The organism is Halomonas qaidamensis (assembly GCF_025917315.1).
Taxonomy (GTDB): domain Bacteria; phylum Pseudomonadota; class Gammaproteobacteria; order Pseudomonadales; family Halomonadaceae; genus Vreelandella; species Vreelandella qaidamensis.
The window spans coordinates 3,007,653-3,024,757 of the sequence record NZ_CP080627.1 but is presented as its reverse complement, the minus strand read 5'-3'; the positions used below and the strand labels follow the sequence as shown (position 1 = coordinate 3,024,757).

The 17,105-nt window shown below is 50.9% G+C and carries 15 protein-coding genes; 13 read left to right on the top strand and 2 right to left on the bottom strand.

The window, feature by feature from the left end:
- Positions 1-2 precede the first annotated feature (2 nt).
- The 6 genes from K1Y77_RS13690 to K1Y77_RS13665 all read left to right on the top strand — a co-directional run bounded on the left by K1Y77_RS13690 (position 3) and on the right by K1Y77_RS13665 (position 6,537).
- Positions 3-836, top strand: coding sequence for an OmpA family protein (locus tag K1Y77_RS13690; RefSeq protein WP_264429028.1), 834 nt, complete (start codon positions 3-5; stop codon positions 834-836).
- A 99-nt stretch (positions 837-935) separates the two neighbouring features.
- Complete coding sequence (locus tag K1Y77_RS13685; protein ID WP_030074072.1) at positions 936-1,382, top strand: hypothetical protein; 447 nt, start codon at positions 936-938, stop codon at positions 1,380-1,382.
- A 72-nt stretch (positions 1,383-1,454) separates the two neighbouring features.
- Complete coding sequence (locus tag K1Y77_RS13680) at positions 1,455-1,820, top strand: DUF6447 family protein (RefSeq protein WP_232222396.1); 366 nt, start codon at positions 1,455-1,457, stop codon at positions 1,818-1,820.
- An 84-nt stretch (positions 1,821-1,904) separates the two neighbouring features.
- Positions 1,905-2,822 carry an SH3 domain-containing protein gene (locus K1Y77_RS13675; RefSeq protein WP_264429026.1) on the top strand — a complete coding sequence of 306 codons (918 nt, stop codon included), beginning with the start codon at positions 1,905-1,907 and terminating at the stop codon, positions 2,820-2,822.
- Positions 2,823-2,906: 84 nt separating this feature from the next.
- Positions 2,907-4,238 (top strand): FecR family protein, encoded by a 1,332-nt coding sequence (locus K1Y77_RS13670; protein WP_264429024.1) that lies wholly within the window; start codon positions 2,907-2,909, stop codon positions 4,236-4,238.
- A complete protein-coding gene (locus K1Y77_RS13665) occupies positions 4,225-6,537 on the top strand; it encodes a CHASE2 and HATPase_c domain-containing protein (protein ID WP_264017645.1) in 2,313 nt (770 codons plus the stop codon). Before K1Y77_RS13670 ends, K1Y77_RS13665 begins: the two co-directional genes overlap by 14 nt.
- 7 nt (positions 6,538-6,544) lie before the next feature.
- On the opposite strand, the gene tsaA is transcribed toward K1Y77_RS13665, so the two are convergent.
- Complete coding sequence (gene tsaA, locus K1Y77_RS13660) at positions 6,545-7,276, bottom strand: tRNA (N6-threonylcarbamoyladenosine(37)-N6)-methyltransferase TrmO (protein ID WP_030074064.1); 732 nt, start codon at positions 7,274-7,276, stop codon at positions 6,545-6,547.
- A 166-nt stretch (positions 7,277-7,442) separates the two neighbouring features.
- Here tsaA and K1Y77_RS13655 point away from each other — a divergent pair, with 166 nt between their 5' ends.
- Positions 7,443-7,976: a GNAT family N-acetyltransferase gene (locus K1Y77_RS13655; protein ID WP_030074062.1), complete on the top strand. Its 534-nt coding sequence runs from the start codon at positions 7,443-7,445 to the stop codon at positions 7,974-7,976.
- Between the two features lie 5 nt (positions 7,977-7,981).
- Here the strand turns inward: K1Y77_RS13655 and nadC are convergent, their stop codons facing one another.
- Positions 7,982-8,836, bottom strand: a complete 855-nt coding sequence (nadC, locus tag K1Y77_RS13650) for a carboxylating nicotinate-nucleotide diphosphorylase (protein WP_030074060.1) — start codon at positions 8,834-8,836, stop codon at positions 7,982-7,984.
- 83 nt (positions 8,837-8,919) lie between these two features.
- Between nadC and ampD the strand changes: the two genes are divergently transcribed.
- The 6 genes from ampD (at position 8,920) to K1Y77_RS13620 (ending at position 17,104) form a co-directional block, all read left to right on the top strand.
- Entirely contained in the window at positions 8,920-9,486 is a 567-nt protein-coding gene (gene ampD / locus K1Y77_RS13645) for a 1,6-anhydro-N-acetylmuramyl-L-alanine amidase AmpD (protein ID WP_030074058.1), read from the top strand.
- Between the two features lie 423 nt (positions 9,487-9,909).
- Complete coding sequence (gene aceE, locus K1Y77_RS13640) at positions 9,910-12,582, top strand: pyruvate dehydrogenase (acetyl-transferring), homodimeric type (RefSeq protein WP_264429020.1); 2,673 nt, start codon at positions 9,910-9,912, stop codon at positions 12,580-12,582.
- Between the two features lie 58 nt (positions 12,583-12,640).
- Positions 12,641-14,674 (top strand): pyruvate dehydrogenase complex dihydrolipoyllysine-residue acetyltransferase, encoded by a 2,034-nt coding sequence (gene aceF, locus K1Y77_RS13635; RefSeq protein WP_264429018.1) that lies wholly within the window; start codon positions 12,641-12,643, stop codon positions 14,672-14,674.
- A gap of 249 nt (positions 14,675-14,923) precedes the next feature.
- Complete coding sequence (adk, locus tag K1Y77_RS13630) at positions 14,924-15,577, top strand: adenylate kinase (RefSeq protein ID WP_030074054.1); 654 nt, start codon at positions 14,924-14,926, stop codon at positions 15,575-15,577.
- A 109-nt stretch (positions 15,578-15,686) separates the two neighbouring features.
- Positions 15,687-16,388 carry a tRNA (adenosine(37)-N6)-threonylcarbamoyltransferase complex dimerization subunit type 1 TsaB gene (tsaB, locus tag K1Y77_RS13625; protein ID WP_264429016.1) on the top strand — a complete coding sequence of 234 codons (702 nt, stop codon included), beginning with the start codon at positions 15,687-15,689 and terminating at the stop codon, positions 16,386-16,388.
- Positions 16,385-17,104 (top strand): class I SAM-dependent methyltransferase, encoded by a 720-nt coding sequence (locus K1Y77_RS13620; protein ID WP_030074051.1) that lies wholly within the window; start codon positions 16,385-16,387, stop codon positions 17,102-17,104. Before tsaB ends, K1Y77_RS13620 begins: the two co-directional genes overlap by 4 nt.
- Position 17,105: the final 1 nt, after the last annotated feature.

Below are 17,105 nucleotides of genomic sequence, written 5' to 3'. Positions count from 1 at the left end.
ACGTGAGAAATCTTCGTAATAAGATGATGAAAAAGGCGGCCCTTGGGGCCGCCAGTATGGCCGGCGTTCTCATGTTGGCGGGCTGTGCCAGTCCACCCAACAACGACCGTACTGAGCTACGCGAGGCAGGCGATGGCTTTCCTGCACTGGCAGGTAACTGGTATGACGGGGGTAAGTTCGTTGACCCTGAAAGCATCCTACGTATCAGGGAAAGTCAAACCAAGGATCAGGTACGCCAGTTAATCGGTAACCCCCATTATGCAGAAGGATTCTTTGGGGTTCGCGAATGGAACTACGTCTTTAACCTCTATACGGGTAATGGTCAGGATTACATCACATGCCAATACCAAGTGCATTATGACGACGATATGGCGTTAGAAAGCACACGTTGGCGAGATGCTCAGTGTCCCGCTCTTTTAGTGCCTATTGAAGTAGAGGAAGTTGCCGCCGAGCCACGACAAGAAAAGTTAACACTATCGGGTGATGTATTATTTGATTTTGATAGTGATAAATTAACCTTAGAAGGCCGTCGTGTTGTAGATATGGTCACCCAAACGATTAATGAGGATTTTGTAAGCCCTAATATACTGATTATCGGTTATACCGACCGCTTTGGTAGTGAGGCTTATAACTTAGCGCTATCTAATTCTCGTGCTGAGACAGTCGGGGAGCGTATGGTTAACCAAGGGATCAGTCGCTCAAGTGTTATGACAGCAGGGCGTGGTATGGCAGACCCTGTTGTAGAGTGCCCCGGTAGAACTGCAATACCAAGTGTTACTGAGTGTTTAAGGCCGAATAGGCGTGTAGAAATTACGGTGACAGAAACTGCTCAATAGTTGTGTGGCTAAATGGTTTTACTGCTAAGTAAAACATGCATGTGAAAACAGGGGGGATTAATGCCCCCCTTAAGAAACTTAAAAATAGGACACTTGATAATGAAGTATGTTGGTTACATTGCTACTTTCGCCGCCTCAGTTGTGACGGCCGTAAGCCTTGCTGTGTTTAGTATGAGCGTGATGGCCGAGCCTCAAGAGGTACCTTCTCTCCCCACCGTGGACCAAAGCTCAGTGTGTGTGGCCGCCAGTGACGAGCAAGCGTTAGAGTGTCCTGCTGGAAGTTTATTTATGGCAAGGCTAGCAATTAATGAAACTGACCTGCAAAACCCATTAATACTTGAAAGCCGCCTACTTAACACGATGGCACTCTACTGTGATACGAATTTTGATATTCAGCATACTCTCACAGGTGTGCTGTGTGTATTGACCCACGAGCGTATTGGTACACCTCCTGAAAACGGTGACACTATCGAAGTTGATGACTCTATTGAAGCAAGTGGCTCTGTCGAACTCGACAGTGACGAGGCTACAGAGTCAGCTGAATAAAACGTGTAACGCAGCGATTAATAATTATTAACGTTGTTTTGAGAAACTACTTAGCTATAGAGGTAAACTTTGATGAGCAAACAGCGTCCCACCGTTTCAGCAAAAAGCAGAAGCGCCAGTAAAACAAGCACTACTGAAAAAGCAGCAGATGCTATCGAAAAAGCAGTAAACGCTACTGAACAAGAAATGAGTCATTCAGAAAGTGAGTCGGCTGTTGCCGTCGGTGATCAAGTATCAGCGCCAACGATCACTATTGATGGCCAAGTATATACCCTTGAAAGTCTGGGGCAGCAGGGACGCGAGCAGTTACAAAATCTGCGCGTTACTGATCAAGAACTACAGCGTTTACAAGATCAACTAGCGATCACCCAAACAGCACGTAATACTTATGCTCGCATACTGGCAGAAGTAACCAAAACGGTGACACCAGTGAAATAACTTATTTCGCTGGCGTAATACACTGCACCGTTGAATGCCCGGTAGGCGAAAGCCTACCGGGCTTTTGTGAAGGAAGAGCCTAATATGAAATGGTTACCCTTGGTTGGTTTTGTTTTCTTAGGGGCGAGCGCGCTGGCCAGTGCCAATTATGAGACGGGACTGCAAGAGTACCAGCGTGGCCATTATGCCTCGGCTATCCACGAGTGGCGGACGGCGGCCGAGCGAGGTAACGCAGACTCCCAGTTTGCATTAGGTATGATGTTTGAGCGCGGCCAGGGAGTAGGCGCTAGTATAGATGAAGCTTATAAATGGTATCGGCTTGCGGCGGATAATGGCCTAGCAGATGCACAGGTCAGGCTGGCAGAACTTTACTTGCTTGGACGTCTTGAAGGTGAGCCTAGCTCAGCCGCTCAATGGTTTGAAAGAGCAGCGACATCAGGAAGTGCAGCAGCACAGTTTCAGCTAGGCCTATTGTACTTAGAAGGTGAAGGCGTTGACGCTGACTCTAGTATTGCCGCGCGCTGGTTTGAACTAGCCGCTGAACAGGGGCATGTGGCAGCACAAAATAATATTGGTAGCCTTTATGAAACAGGCCGTGGCGTAGAACAAAGCTTCACCCGTGCCTTCGAGTGGTATGAGCAGGCTGCCAAACAGAACGACCCTTTTGCACAAAATAATCTCGGTGCGATGCATGCCAGAGGGCAAGGGGTAGAGCGAAATCATGCCTGGGCAGTTTTCTGGTTCGTTATGGCAGCTCAAGGTGGAAATGATGTCGCGAGAGAGAACATCGAAGCTAGCTTGCCTAACTTAGAAGAGAAAAAAATAGTGGGGTCTAGCGTCAATATTCGTAGCGGAGCAAGCACTAACTTTGATCGTATTGCATCGTTGACAAGAGGTACATCCGTCTATGTGCTGGGGAGTATGGATGGGTGGAGCCAAGTTTATTTTCAGGATAATGGCTTACCTACATTAGGCTGGGTATCTAATACGCTCATTGAATAATGATGGGCGTTCGGCAATAGAACTTCTGTTAAAGAATAACTATACGAAGTGGGTATGCCGATGTAAAAAAGGGATGGTGGGGTTATGAAGAGCAACTACAGTCTGCATGGGCAACTAATTAGCATATTGGTACATTGCTTCAAGCGGGTCGAAGTTTCTTTGACACATTATGTGGTGCTGGCAAGTATTGCAGTGCTTGTGGGAACAGCCGCCAATGCGGCTGAGGTATCTAACGATTATTACCGTGTAGTTCCTGGTGACACGTTGTGGGATATTTCTGAACGTTACTATGGCACGCCGGATAAGTGGCCTCACTTACAGCAGCTAAATGCTATCGCACAGCCCACACAGCTACTGCCAAATACGCTGGTTGATCTTGGAACCTCTGATCCTTTTCCATTAACAGTGCTTTATCGTGCAGGTGAAGCATGGCTGATTGAAGGGGATAATCAATTTACATTACAAAATGGCGATACGGTTAATGTCGGCGATGTGGTGCAAACTGGAGCGGGATCTATCACTTTGCAAATGCGTGATGGTGCCAGAGCTGTTTTACCTTCAAACTCGCGAGTTGTCTTACAACGAGAAGGTGAGCGAGGTATCACGTTTCGGTTAGAGGAAGGGGAGGTTGAGTCTTATGTGCCAACACAGCGCTCGCCAGGCCGAGCTTACACCATAGAAACAAAAACCGGTTTTTTAGGCGTCCGCGGTACGCATTTTCAAGCACGCTATGAAGATAATACGTTATTAACCTCTGTCTACGATGGTCAAGTTACCGCTCAAAGCCGAGTTGGTGTTGAACAAGCTGCAGTAGATAACGGTGAAGGCGCACGTATTGGCATCGGTGGCGATGTCCAGGTTGTTCAACTTCTACCACCGCCCGAAGAGGTAAGGATTACCTCGCTGCTTCTTGACGATGTGCAGATTGAAGTCTTATATCCAAGCCAAAATGTCACTTATCGAGCGCAAATAGCAAAAGATCCTCACTTTTTAAACATACTTCGTGACCAGCGATCACTGGATGGACAGCTGCGTTTCACAGGGCTTCAGCCGGGGTTTTATCATTTGCGTTTATCTGCGGTTGATAGATTAGGTATTGAGGGCCGTAGCGCTTTCTTTGTTGTGCATCATAATGACCGTCATGTAGCCGTTATTAGGGAAAGTAGTGAGGGGCATCAAGAGGGCAGCCAATGGTTATTCGAGTGGTCTCATCAAGCGCAGACAAGTTATCGTTTACAACTAGCCGCTGATAGCGAATTTAACAGAGTACTATTAGATCATGTATCACAGCACAATGGGCCGTTACGGGTAAGTCGTTTACCTGCAAACGATATTTACTGGCGAGTGGTCAGTACAGACAACCTGACGGGTATCTCAGAGGTGATAGATACGGGAACGCTAAATGACTCAAGTTAGCGGTAGCCTTTCTAAAGCATTACGCCGTCGGTTAATGCTGACATGGTGTGCAATGGGCGGCTTATTACTGCCCATTGCTTTTTGTGTTTATAGTTTGTCTCCTTTACTGTTCGATAATTTTTTTTATGATACGTGGCTGTCGAGGCACGTCACTCCACCCTCTTCAGATATTTTGATTGTTGCGATTGATGAGCCAAGCCTACATGCACTAGGGCGTTGGCCTTGGTCTAGAGATGTACACGCAAAGCTCATTCAGCGGCTAGACGAAGCTGATGTTAAGACTATTGTGCTTGATGTTCTCCTCATTGAGCCTAGTCGTTTTCCTGAAGAAGATACGTTACTGGCTGAGGCAATGCGGCATAATGGAAATGTCTATATACCTATTGCCCTTCTGTCTGAGCATATTTCCGAATACGGGATGCGCGATATTTTAATGCCTTCCTCCCCATTATTAGCGGCAGCAAAAGGGGTGGGGCATATTAATGTGAGCATTGACGATGATGGTACAGCACGCTCGGTTAATCTTGTTGAAATGCGCCGGGGAGAAACATGGCCACAGCTAATGGCTCTATTAGTTGAAAAGACGCATCAGGATAGTAAAGACGTTTCTTTCCGTCGGTGGCCGCATAATACTGTTAGAATACCGTTTAAGGGACCGGAAGGTACTTATCCTACTGTTTCTTATAGTGATGTTCTGATGGGATATGTCCCTGCTTCACTACTACGTGACCGCACCGTATTAGTTGGTATGACCGCTGCAGGCTTAGGTGATCGCTATAGTGTTTCTTTATTGCCAACGGGGTTAATGCCAGGCGTTGAAATACATGCGCATCTGCTTGATGCGTTAAGAGATAATAGTTATATCAGAAATGTTGAGAGCCGGGTGGGGGCCTTTTTGTCAGTTGCTCCTATTCTTTTTCTCATGTTACTAGCGTGGTGGTTTCATTTTCGTTATTTATTGGTCATCGTTATTGCTTTGGGTATATGTGTTCTTCTTTCCTCTATCCTAGCGCTGAGTTTTAGGTGGTGGTGGCCGCCCTCCGCTAGTTTGATAACCCTTGGCGTTGCTTTCGTTCTTATTGTCTGGCAGAGCCAGTCGGCGCTATTGGCGTGGTTTAAACGGGGGCTTGAAAAGCTCTATCAAGAGCCTTCTATTTTGCCATTTCAAGAACCTACTTTACCGCCTGGAGAAGGTGGTAAGCTGCAACAGCAGTCCAGGGCGCTAGAGTTTGCTTTAGGGCGTATTGTTGAAGGGCGTAGATTTATTCTTGACGCGGTAAACTCTCTACCTCTTGCCATTTTTGTACTTAATAAACAAGGCGAAGTTTTGCTAGCAAATAGAAAAGCTCAACAAGTTTGCTGGGAGAGTAATCAGAGAGCTATTAGCCACATTGGCGATCTTCCGAAAATACTTAACTTTGAAAACGAAAATGCTTTTGCGTCATTTTGGCCACCCCGCCCAAAAGGTACTAATGAATTCACTAATGTTAAAGTTAGCGGGTTGTGTACCGATCAACAAGGCCGTACTTATCGTCTGGAAATGGATGAGTTAACGACTACTGCGAATAGTGTGGCGGGCGGTTGGTTAATATGGATGGTGGATTTGACCAGTGAGGTTGATGCGGAGGCTCAGCGCTCTAGTATGCTGAGCTTTTTATCGCATGATATGAAAGCACCTCAAGCTAGAGCGTTAGCGCTTTTAGATGCACAAAAAGACCCTAGCTCCGCAATGTCACAAGCTGATTTCTATGAAGGGTTAGGTCAGTGTCTCACGACAGGGCTTGATATGATTAACGATTTTATTAGTTTGAATCGAGCTAGGTCATTCGACCTGAATAAGCAGTTTTTATTATTTGAAGATGTCGTTATTGAAGTGTTGGATCAAGTGCAGCCTATTGCAAAAATGAAAAAAATTAAGTTGTTAAATGATTTGCAGGGTGATGATGGTTTGCCTGTAATTGGAGATAAAAGCTATCTTGCAAGAGCGGTCTTTAATGTTATAGAGAATGCTGTTAAATATACGCATCCTTATGGTTCTGTTAGTGTACGTCTTTACAGAGAAGGTGAGAGTGTTGTATTAATAATATCTGATAATGGCGTTGGAATTTCAGCTCAGAATATTGATAGCATTTTTGATGATTATCAGCGTAGTGATGAAGGAAATGTTGCTAGCGGGCATGGTTTGGGTCTGGCATTAGTTAAAACAGTCGTCACGAAGCATCATGGTACAGTAAAGTGTGAAAGTGAGCTGGGAAAAGGAAGTACTTTTACATTGACACTGCCTGCCTGCGTCGATTGAGATGGTGTTAAACGTCTATATTCTGAATGTCGATGATAAACATAATGGCTGTATTATCCGTGAGTTGCCGGCTTTGAAAACGAATATTCACGTCTCTTAACTGCATGCCGTACTCTCGTGACAGCCCATTGCTGTGGTAAGCAGGTCGAGGATCTTGGCCTACCACTTGGACGATCAGTTGCCGAAGCCCATCAGCATCAGAGTGCTGCTTGAGCGTACTGTTTGCAGCTATTGAAAACTCGACGGGATAAACGGAAGGCGGTTCTGGCGCAAAGCCTGAACGTGCATCGGGGAGCGCTTCGGCCCATGGTAAGTATGGTTTGATATCTACTACCGGAGTTCCAGTGACTAGATCGGCGCCTTTTAAAAGTAAGCAAACCCCACCCTGTGTATTAATATCCACCAACTCAACAAGCGACAGCCCCAAGCGATTAGGCCGGTGTGTGCTACGGCTAGCGAATACCCCGGTTTTCTTATTGCCACCCAGCCGAGGCGGACGTACTAAAGGGGACCATTCCTGCGGGCTGCGATGAAAAATAAAACTGAGCCATAAGTGGCTAAATGCCTCCAACCCTCTTACACACAGCGGTGAATTAAACGGCGGTGTTAGGACTAGCGTGGCTTTTGCTGCTGTCGCAAGCCCTGGCTGGCGGGGCACGCCAAACTTATCAGGATAGTCACTTTCGATGTAGCCTAGGGGGGTGAGGGCAAATGACTCATTGAGAGGTGTATTGCGCATCATATACCTTGTGTATCCAATTAAGATAAAAGTATAAAGCAAAGAGTCTATCTAGACATACATTGCGAAGTGATAGAAGCCATACGTGTGTGGTGGTTCAGTGCATGAAAATGTACGTAAATCAGTGCTTAAAGTAGGCCAGCAATAAACAGCTTAGAGGTAACAGATGCTTAATACTGACGTGATCACAGCAGCGCCTACGCCCAGTACGCCAAGAATCACCTACCGTGCTGGGCTTGTTCGGGATGCCGCTGACCAAGCCGAAGTATTTTATCATGCCGTTATGCAGGGAGCGGCTACCCATTATGGTGTGGAAGAGCGACATGCATGGGCCAATGCTCTACCTCGAGAGGCCAGTGCTTGGGCTGCTCGTCAAGCGCTTTATACGACTCTAGTTGCAAGCTGCGATGGGAGATGTGTCGGTTTTTTAGAGCTAGATGTTGCTGCTAGGCGTATCGAGACGCTTTATGTATGGCCCTCTTTAGCAGGTCGCGGCATTGGCACGACGCTGCTTATTCATGCTGAGCGTCTGCTGCTGGAAGAGGGAGTTTCTCGTGTCGAAATTGAGGCAAGTACCATGCTTTACGAACGCCTGCTTCGCCGAGGCTTTAAAAACCTCGGCGAGCAGTGGGTAGAGCGCAGTGGAGAACGATTAAAGCGCTATCGCCTCGTCAAAGAGCTCAGCGCCATCGAAACCTAGCGCCATTAGACGTTGTAAGTTTTAGTAATACGCATTGAAAGATCAATCGATGCTACATCTTTGGTGAGCGCGCCGCTGGAGATGCAGTTAACGCCAGTGTTTGCAATCGCTTTTAACGTAGTGGCATCGACGTTGCCAGAGGCTTCTAGGGTTGATCGCCCGCCGTTTATTTCGACAGCAACGTATAGATCTTCCAAAGCGAAATTATCAAGCATGATAATGTCTGCACCTGCCGCCAATGCTTGATCGAGTTCTTCAAACGTTTCAACTTCTACTTCGACGGGAAGGTCGCTTGCTAGCTTGCGCGCTTGAGATACAGCAGCCTGAATGCCGCCGCAGGCAGCTATATGGTTCTCTTTAATCAAAAAAGCATCCCATAAGCCAATACGGTGGTTATGGCCACCGCCGCAAGTTACCGCGTACTTTTGGGCTAGGCGCATGCCCGGCAGTGTTTTACGGGTGTCGAGTAAACGAACGCCGGTGCCCTCGATTAAATCAACGTAGTGACGCGTTGCGGTTGCAGTGGCGGACAATGTTTGTAGTACGTTTAGCGCGGCCCGCTCTCCGGTCAAAAGGCTACGCGCAGGCCCTTCTAACGCTAAAAAACACTGGTCTGCTTCCAGGCGATCGCCATCAGCAGCTTGCCAGCGCAGTGTCACGCGGTTGTCCAAGCGACGAAAAATTTCGTCTACCCAGGCAACGCCACACAGCACCGCTGGCTCGCGGGTAATAATGTTAGCAGTTGCCCACTGATTTTCGGGAATCAACTGTGCGGTAATATCGCCAGGCCCAACATCCTCAGCCAACAGGCGGGCGGCGCTAGCACGGACTTCTTCGGCAAGAGCGGTTTCATAATGCATGGTGTTGCTTTCTCTGGGCGTCAACAAATGTGATAAGCATTATAGTGAAAGAGAACGCCAACGTAGAGGAGAGCGTGCGTGTAATGAAAAGTGAAATTTGTGACGGCCAGTGGTCAACAGCAAGACAAGTGATATCGCCCAATCATGATCAGCGTCCCCATGGAGAGGTGTCGCTGTTACTTATCCACGCAATTAGCTTGCCACCAGGTCAGTTTAGCGGTGACGCCATTGAGGCGCTGTTTACTAACCAGTTAAAGTCAAAAGAGCATCCTTTTTTTGCTGAGATTGCCCACCTTAGGGTGTCGGCACACTTTCTGATTCGCCGCGATGGCCACTGCGTTCAATTTGTTGACACGAATCAACGTGCCTGGCATGCCGGGCGTTCATCATGGTTAGACCCGTATCAGCAGATATTGCGCACAGCTCTCAATGATTTTTCGGTCGGAATCGAATTAGAGGGCGATGATGAGACGCCGTTTACCCGCGCACAGTATCAGGCGCTGGTAGCCGTGACCCAGTGGTTGATCGCACGCTATCCACTGCTGGATAAAACGCGTATCACAAGCCATGCGCATGTGGCACCTCTGCGTAAAACCGACCCAGGCCCAGCTTTTGATTGGGCTTATTATTACCAAGAATTAAGCAGGTAGTCCTAGGGTACTTAAGTCACCTAAGAAAGTTAAAAAAACTAATTAAGTGCTTAAGTCGTAAGTAAATAAAACGGTAGTTTAGCTACATTTTTTGGCGGTTAGTAGGTTCATCTAAAGTATACAATGTTCATTATGTTGCGGTGCAATAGTTTGTTTTCGATAGCCTTTTAGCGCTTTCTAGAATTGGCAGAGTGATGACTTTGCGGTATCTTCGCCTATACAAAAGGCTAACTTTCATGACAATTATGTAGCTTTACTACATCAAAAAGAACGTAGCTTGTTGAATGTAGAACGAAAACTTCTGCAGGGTGCTTTGGCGCCAACATCTTATTGGCTAGTGGTGACTAAATAACACCGCAGCCGCCCCAGGCCCTGAGGGGTAGCGGGGCTAATTGTCATTTATCGTCATTCGGAGAGACCTCTATGAGTCTGGAGACAAGAGAAGATCTCGATCCACTCGAAACCACGGAATGGTTGGATTCCCTGGAATCAGTCCTGGATCGTGAGGGCGAAGATCGTGCCCGCTACCTGATGACCCGCCTGGCGGATCGCCTGCGCCGGGACGGGATGAAGGTGCCCTTCTCGGTGACAACCCCGCACCGGAATACGATCCCTGTGCATCGTGAAGCACCGATGCCTGGCGATCTGTTTATGGAGCGCCGCATTCGGTCATTGATCCGTTACAACGCCATTGCTCAGGTCATCCGTAATAACCGCGCCAACCCCGGGTTGGGCGGCCATATCGCCAGCTTTATGTCGTCGGCCACGCTCTACGACGTCGGCTTTAACCACTTCTTCCGCGCGCCCAAGGGCGATTTTGAAGGCGACCTGATTTACATCCAGGGCCACGTCGCCCCGGGTATTTACGCGCGTTCTTACTTGGAAGGCCGGTTGTCAGAAGAGCAGATGGACAAATTCCGTCGCGAAGTCGACGGCGATGGCCTCTCTTCCTACCCGCACCCGTGGCTGATGCCGGACTACTGGCAGTTCCCCACGGTGTCTATGGGGCTCGGCCCGATTCAGGCCATCTATCAAGCCCACGTGATGAAGTACCTGCATCACCGTGAGCTGAAAGATATGTACGACCGCAAGATCTGGTGCTTTATGGGCGACGGCGAGTGTGATGAGCCGGAGTCACTGGGCGCGATTTCCCTGGCGGGACGTGAGAACCTCGATAACCTGATCTTCGTCATCAACTGCAACCTGCAGCGCTTGGACGGTCCGGTGCGCGGTAACTCCCGCGTGATGGACGAGTTCGAAGGCGTGTTCCGTGGTGCCGGTTGGAACGTCATCAAGGTCGTCTGGGGACGTCACTGGGACCCGCTGTTCGAGAAGGACAAGAAAGGCATCCTGCAAAAACGCATGGATGAAGCGGTCGACGGTGAGTACCAGAACTACAAGGCTAACGGCGGTTCCTACACCCGTGAGCACTTCTTTGGTAAGTACCCTGAAACCGAAGCGATGGTCAACGACCTGTCTGACGAAGACATCTGGAAGCTCAACCGCGGTGGTCACGATCCGTTCAAGGTCTATGCGGCCTACCATGAAGCGGTCAACCAGACTAACGGCAAGCCCACAGTCATTCTGGCGCACACCGTCAAAGGCTACGGCATGGGCAGCGGCGATGGCGAAGCCGCCAACGAAGCCCACCAGGTCAAGAGCATGGAGTACGAAGCGCTGCGTAAATTCCGCGATCGCTTTGGTATTCCGATCAGCGACGAGCAGCTCAAAGACGTGCCCTACTACAAGCCGGAAGAAGACTCCCCCGAGCTTAAGTACATGCACCTGCAGCGCGAACGCCTCAACGGCTACCTGCCCAGCCGCCGCAGTGACTTTGAGGCGCTGGAAATCCCCAGCCTGGAAGACAAAACCTTTGCCTCGCAAATGGGCGGTTCCAAAGGGCGCGAAGTCTCGACCACCATGGCGTTTGTGCGCGTGCTCAACGGCCTGGTGAAGGATAAGAAGCTTGGCAAGCACGTGGTGCCGATTATTCCAGACGAAGCACGTACCTTCGGCATGGAAGGCATGTTCCGCCAGTTGGGCATTTACACCTCCGAAGGGCAGAAGTACGAGCCGGTCGATAAAGGCCAGATCATGTACTACCGCGAGGACCAGAAAGGTCAGGTCCTCGAAGAGGGGATTAGTGAGGCCGGCGCGATGTCCGCGTGGATTGCCGCCGCGACGTCCTACAGCAACAACAACGTCACCCTGCTGCCGTTCTACATCTACTACTCGATGTTCGGCTTCCAGCGGATTGGTGATTTGGCCTGGGCCGCCGGTGACCTGCAAGCCCGCGGCTTTATGGTCGGCGGCACCGCCGGGCGTACCACGCTCAACGGCGAAGGTCTGCAGCACCAGGATGGCCACAGCTTGATTCAAGCCTCTACCATCCCCAACTGCCGCAGCTATGACCCCACCTATGCCCACGAAGTGGCGGTCATCCTCCAGGATGGTCTGAAGCGCATGTTCACCGACAAAGAGAACTGCTTCTACTACCTGACGGTGATGAACGAAAACTACGAGCATCCGGTCATCGACAACGTGCCCACCGACGATATCGTCAAAGGCATGTACCTGCTCAACGAAACGCAGGGCGATAAAGGCCGCGTACAGCTGATGGGCTCCGGCACCATCCTGCGCGAAGTCGAAGCCGCCGCAGAACTGCTGGCCAACGATTGGGGCATTGGCGCAGATATCTGGAGCGTCACCAGTTTTAACGAACTGCGCCGCGAAGCACTACTGCTGGAGCGTGAAGCCTTCTTAAACCCGGACGTTGAGGCCACCAAGCCCCACGTCACGAAGTGCCTGGAAGGTCGTGACGGTCCGGTGATTGCCTCCACCGACTACATGAAGCTCTACGCTGACCAGGTGCGTGCCTGGGTGCCGAGCGAGTACACCGTGCTGGGTACAGACGGCTTCGGCCGTTCCGACACCCGCGAGAAGCTGCGCTACTTCTTTGAAGTAGACCGCTACTTCGTCACCGTCGCGTCGCTACGTGCGCTGGCAGACCGCGGTGAGCTTGATCGTAAGCATGTCGGCGAAGCGCTGAAGAAATATGGTATTGATGCCAACAAGCCGAACCCGCTGACCAGCTAAACCGCTGCCCGGCGGGCAGATGCCCGCCGGCTCGATCCGATTTGGAAGGAGCGCGACCTTGAGTAGCGAAATCATCAAAGTTCCCGATATCGGTGGCGACACCGATGTCGAAATCATCGAGATTGCGGTGTCAGAAGGCGACGTCATTGAAGCGGAAGACACCCTAATCACCCTGGAATCTGACAAAGCCAGCATGGACGTCCCGGCCCCGAAAGGCGGCAAGGTGCTCAAAGTGCTGGTCAAAGAAGGCGATACCGTCTCGGAAGGTGACGACATCGTTGAGCTGGAGGTTGAAGGCGGTGGCGATGCCAAGCCGGAAGCAGCGGCTGACAGCTCCTCCGACGAAGCCCCCGCACCGAAGCAGGAAGACGCCCCCGCACCGGCAGCGAAGAAAGCCGGTGGCGGTAAACAAACGGTCGATATTAAAGTGCCGGACCTGGGTGGTTCAGACAACGTTGAAATCATCGAAGTGGCGGTCAGCGCCGGCGATGACGTCAACGCCGAAGACACCCTGATCACCCTCGAGTCGGATAAAGCCTCGATGGATGTACCCAGCCCGCACGGCGGTAAGATCGTTGCGCTCACGGTGAAAGAAGGCGATACCGTCTCGGAAGGCGACGTGATCGGCCAGATGGAAATCGCGGACGAAGGCGGTGATGCATCGGCTGAAGAAGACGCGCCGCAAGCCGCTAGCCAAGCCAGCAGCGCGTCGGAAGAAGAGTCTGCCGTTGAAGAAGATAGCGGTAGCGGTGAGCCTGAGCGCAAAGAGATTCGCGTACCTGATCTGTCAGGTTCTTCTGACGTGCCGATTATCGAAATTGGTGTCGCGGCAGGGGATGAGGTCAACGAAGAAGACCCGCTGATCACCCTGGAGTCTGACAAGGCCTCTATGGACGTGCCTAGCCCTTACAAAGGCAAGCTCTTAGAGCTTACCGTGAAAGAGGGTGACACCGTTTCTGAAGGCGATGTGATTGGCTATATGGAAGTGGCTGGTGCCAAAAAGGCTGCCGCTAAGAAAGCGGCGCCGGAGAAAGCTCAGTCCTCTAGTGCTAATCAGTCAAGCACCAGTCAGTCAAGTACCAGTCAATCAAGTGCTAGGCCAGCAGCTTCACCAGAAGGAACGCCTAGCCCAGAAGCGCAGATGGCTGCCCATAAGCCTCGCGATGGTAAACTGGTGCACGCAGGCCCTGCGGTGCGCATGCTGGCTCGTGAGCTTGGCGTTGACCTTGGTCTTGTTAAGCCTAGTGGCCCGAAAGAGCGCGTGCTGAAAGAAGACGTCCATGCTTACGTGAAACAGGCGATTGCTAGCCAGGGTAAAGCGCAACCGGCTGCTGCTCCTGCAGCGAGTGGTGGTACGGGTATTCCTGCGATCCCAGAAGTCGACTTCAGTCAGTTTGGCGAAGTGGAAGAGAAGCCGATGGGCCGCCTGCTGAAAATGGGCGCGACCAATCTGCACCGCAGCTGGCTCAATGTACCTCACGTGACGCAGTTCGACGAGGCCGACATTACCGAGCTTGAAAGCTTCCGTAAAGCTATGAAAGCCGAGGCCGAAGCCCAAGGTGCCAAGCTGACACCGTTGCCGTTTATGGTCAAAGCCTGTGCCTTTGCACTGCGTAAGTTCCCCCAGTTTAACGTTAGCCTCAAAGGCGACGGCGAAACGCTGGTATGGAAAAACTACGTGCATATTGGGATTGCCGTGGATACGCCTGATGGTCTGATGGTGCCGGTAGTGCGCAATGCCGATAAAAAATCCTTGATTGAGATTGCCAAGGAGATGGCGGAGCTAGGTAAGAAAGCGCAAACCAAGAAGCTTAAGCGTGATGAGATGACCGGTGGCTGCTTCACCATTTCGAGCCTTGGCTCAATTGGTGGAACCGCGTTCACGCCGATCGTTAATGCGCCGGAAGTGGCGATCTTGGGGGTGTCGAAAGCGCAGATGAAACCGGTATGGGATGGCAGTACCTTCCAGCCGCGTCTGATGATGCCGTTGTCGCTCTCCTACGATCACCGCGCAATTAACGGTGCGGATGCCGCCCGCTTTACGGCCTTCCTGGCCGATGTGCTGACGGATATTCGCCGGTTACTACTGTAATCGTCTCACAGTAAGCCACAAGCGGCGCCCACTAGGGCGCCGCTTGTGTTTAAAACGGTTCGATAGGTCAGCGAAGCAGGGGTGACCAAAGTACAAGGAGTTGCCAGTTCACTGTTTTTGCTTAAGAAAATGTTAAAAAAATGCATTATCAGGCTTTTGGGGAGTTGTGTCGTCCGAACGGCACGGTTATTGTCAGTCCATTGTTCAACATTACTTATATCTAACGACTAACATTCAAGGAGCAGTGCCATGCGTTTAATCCTGTTGGGTGCCCCCGGCGCGGGGAAGGGAACTCAGGCTCAGTTTATCTGTGAGCAATTTAAGATCCCGCAAATTTCCACCGGGGATATGCTGCGCACAGCCATTAAGGATGGCACTGAACTAGGGCTCAAAGTAAAAGAGATAATGAACAGCGGCGGTTTGGTGTCTGACGATGTCATTATCGATCTTGTTAAAGAGCGCATCAGCCAGCCTGACTGTGAAAACGGTTTCTTGTTCGATGGTTTCCCGCGCACTATTCCGCAGGCTGATGCGATGAAAGAAGCTGGCGTTAAGCTGGATCACGTGCTGGAAATTGCCGTACCAGACGAAGAAATTGTTAGTCGTCTGGCAGGTCGCCGTGTACATCCAGCGTCTGGGCGTGTTTATCATGTCGACCACAATCCACCCAAAGAGATGGGTAAGGATGATGTCACAGGTGAAGCACTGATTCAGCGTGAAGACGATCAAGAGTCCACCGTGCGTAACCGCTTATCGGTTTATCACGACCAAACCGCTCCTCTGGTTGACTATTACCAGCAATGGGCGAAAGAAGACCCTGAGGCTGCGCCGCAGTATCATCGCGTAGAAGGTGTGGGCAGTGTGGCTGACATTACTCGGCAAGTAAAAGAAGCGCTTTGCTAAGTAACGGTTGCTAGTGATTTGTACGATGGCCCGCAGGTTTCCTGCGGGCCATCGTCGTTGGAGCTGTGTAAAGGTATAATGGCCGACTATTTTAGGGAGTGCAGAACCGATGTCATCGTTATACCTTCTCGCACTGGATGCATCTTCTAGTGCCTGCTCAGCGGCTTTGTTGCGTCAACAGGGTAATCAGCGTGACTGTTTGGCGCGTTTTGAGATGACACCGCGAGCTCATACTCGGCGTTTGATGCCGATGGTGGATGACATACTTGCTGAAGCCAATATATCGGCCCAGCAGTTAGATGCTGTCGCGTTTGGGCGTGGGCCCGGTTCATTTACTGGCTTGCGTATTGCTGCGGGTGCAGCGCAAGGCTTGGCGTTTGGGTTGGATTGTCCATTGCTGGGTATCTCTACCTTAGAAGCACTCGCTCTGCAGGCCCACCGCCGCTACCATTTTCGCCATGTAGTCACCGCGTTAGATGCCCGAATGGGAGAAGTTTATGCGGCTACTTGGCACTGCCTTAACGACACCCTTAGCTTAAAAAGCGATGAGATTGTCATCGCGCCGACAAATTTTTGCTTACCTGCCAGCGAAACCGACTGGGTAGGTGTGGGGTCAGGTTTTACACTGTGGGATGAGTTTACGTTAAGCACGCAAACGGCGATGTCTCAGCACCTCACTGATCTTGAACCTCGGGCGGAAGAGATGGCATGGTTGGCCATTCGCGATTTAGAAGCGGGTTTGGGCCAAGCGGCCCATGAGGTACAGCCGGTTTATTTGCGCAATGACGTTGCCTGGAAAAAGTCAACATGAGTCAGGTGGTGAATCCCTCCTCGCTTGCGTTGCCGACGGGGTTAGCGCTTAGCTATGTGAATGGCCAGTTGGCCCTGTCAGGGGATGATCGCCAATACGGAAATCCCCTAAGCGTCGATTTCGCCGCTGGTAAAGCGGCTCATCGGCGTCAGTTTGGTGGCGGGCGCGGGCAGCTAGTGGCAAAAGCCTGTGGGCTGGCTAAAGGTATTACCCCTTGTGTTGTGGATGCCACTGCGGGGTTAGGGCGTGATAGCTTTGTGTTAGCCAGCTTGGGCGCTCAGGTGTTATTGATTGAGCGCGTCGCAGCGATTGCCGCGTTGCTTCAAGATGGCCTCGCCCGTGCCGCAAAAACAGACGCGACAGCAGAGATTGCATCGCGTATGACGCTTCGCCATGGCGATGCAGCCGAGCAGCTTGCTGCTATTGTAGCAAGCGCAGCTTTTGCTCCTGACGTTATTCATCTTGATCCGATGTTTCCACACCGTGAAAAATCGGCATTAGTCAAAAAAGAGATGCGTTTGTTTCGAGAGCTGGCGGGGGATGATGCTGATGCTCCGCGCTTATTAGAAGCCGCGCTGGATGTAGCGACACATCGCGTGGTGGTTAAACGACCTCGTAAAGCGCCTCCGATTGCTGGGCCTGCACCACAGCATACGCTAGAAGGTAAAACGAGCCGTTACGATTTGTACGTACATCGTTCGTTGATTCGCCGCTAAG

Bases quoted from the DNA above. Each gene is read 5' to 3' on its own strand.
- K1Y77_RS13685 (WP_030074072.1), top strand. From the start codon at position 936: ATGAAGTATGTTGGTTACATTGCTACTTTCGCCGCCTCAGTTGTGACG.
- K1Y77_RS13680 (WP_232222396.1), top strand. From the start codon at position 1,455: ATGAGCAAACAGCGTCCCACCGTTTCAGCAAAAAGCAGAAGCGCCAGT.
- K1Y77_RS13675 (WP_264429026.1), top strand. From the start codon at position 1,905: ATGAAATGGTTACCCTTGGTTGGTTTTGTTTTCTTAGGGGCGAGCGCG.
- K1Y77_RS13670 (WP_264429024.1), top strand. From the start codon at position 2,907: ATGAAGAGCAACTACAGTCTGCATGGGCAACTAATTAGCATATTGGTA.
- K1Y77_RS13665 (WP_264017645.1), top strand. From the start codon at position 4,225: ATGACTCAAGTTAGCGGTAGCCTTTCTAAAGCATTACGCCGTCGGTTA.
- tsaA (WP_030074064.1), bottom strand. From the start codon at position 7,276: ATGCGCAATACACCTCTCAATGAGTCATTTGCCCTCACCCCCCTAGGC.
- K1Y77_RS13655 (WP_030074062.1), top strand. From the start codon at position 7,443: ATGCTTAATACTGACGTGATCACAGCAGCGCCTACGCCCAGTACGCCA.
- nadC (WP_030074060.1), bottom strand. From the start codon at position 8,836: ATGCATTATGAAACCGCTCTTGCCGAAGAAGTCCGTGCTAGCGCCGCC.
- ampD (WP_030074058.1), top strand. From the start codon at position 8,920: ATGAAAAGTGAAATTTGTGACGGCCAGTGGTCAACAGCAAGACAAGTG.
- aceE (WP_264429020.1), top strand. From the start codon at position 9,910: ATGAGTCTGGAGACAAGAGAAGATCTCGATCCACTCGAAACCACGGAA.
- adk (WP_030074054.1), top strand. From the start codon at position 14,924: ATGCGTTTAATCCTGTTGGGTGCCCCCGGCGCGGGGAAGGGAACTCAG.
- tsaB (WP_264429016.1), top strand. From the start codon at position 15,687: ATGTCATCGTTATACCTTCTCGCACTGGATGCATCTTCTAGTGCCTGC.
- K1Y77_RS13620 (WP_030074051.1), top strand. From the start codon at position 16,385: ATGAGTCAGGTGGTGAATCCCTCCTCGCTTGCGTTGCCGACGGGGTTA.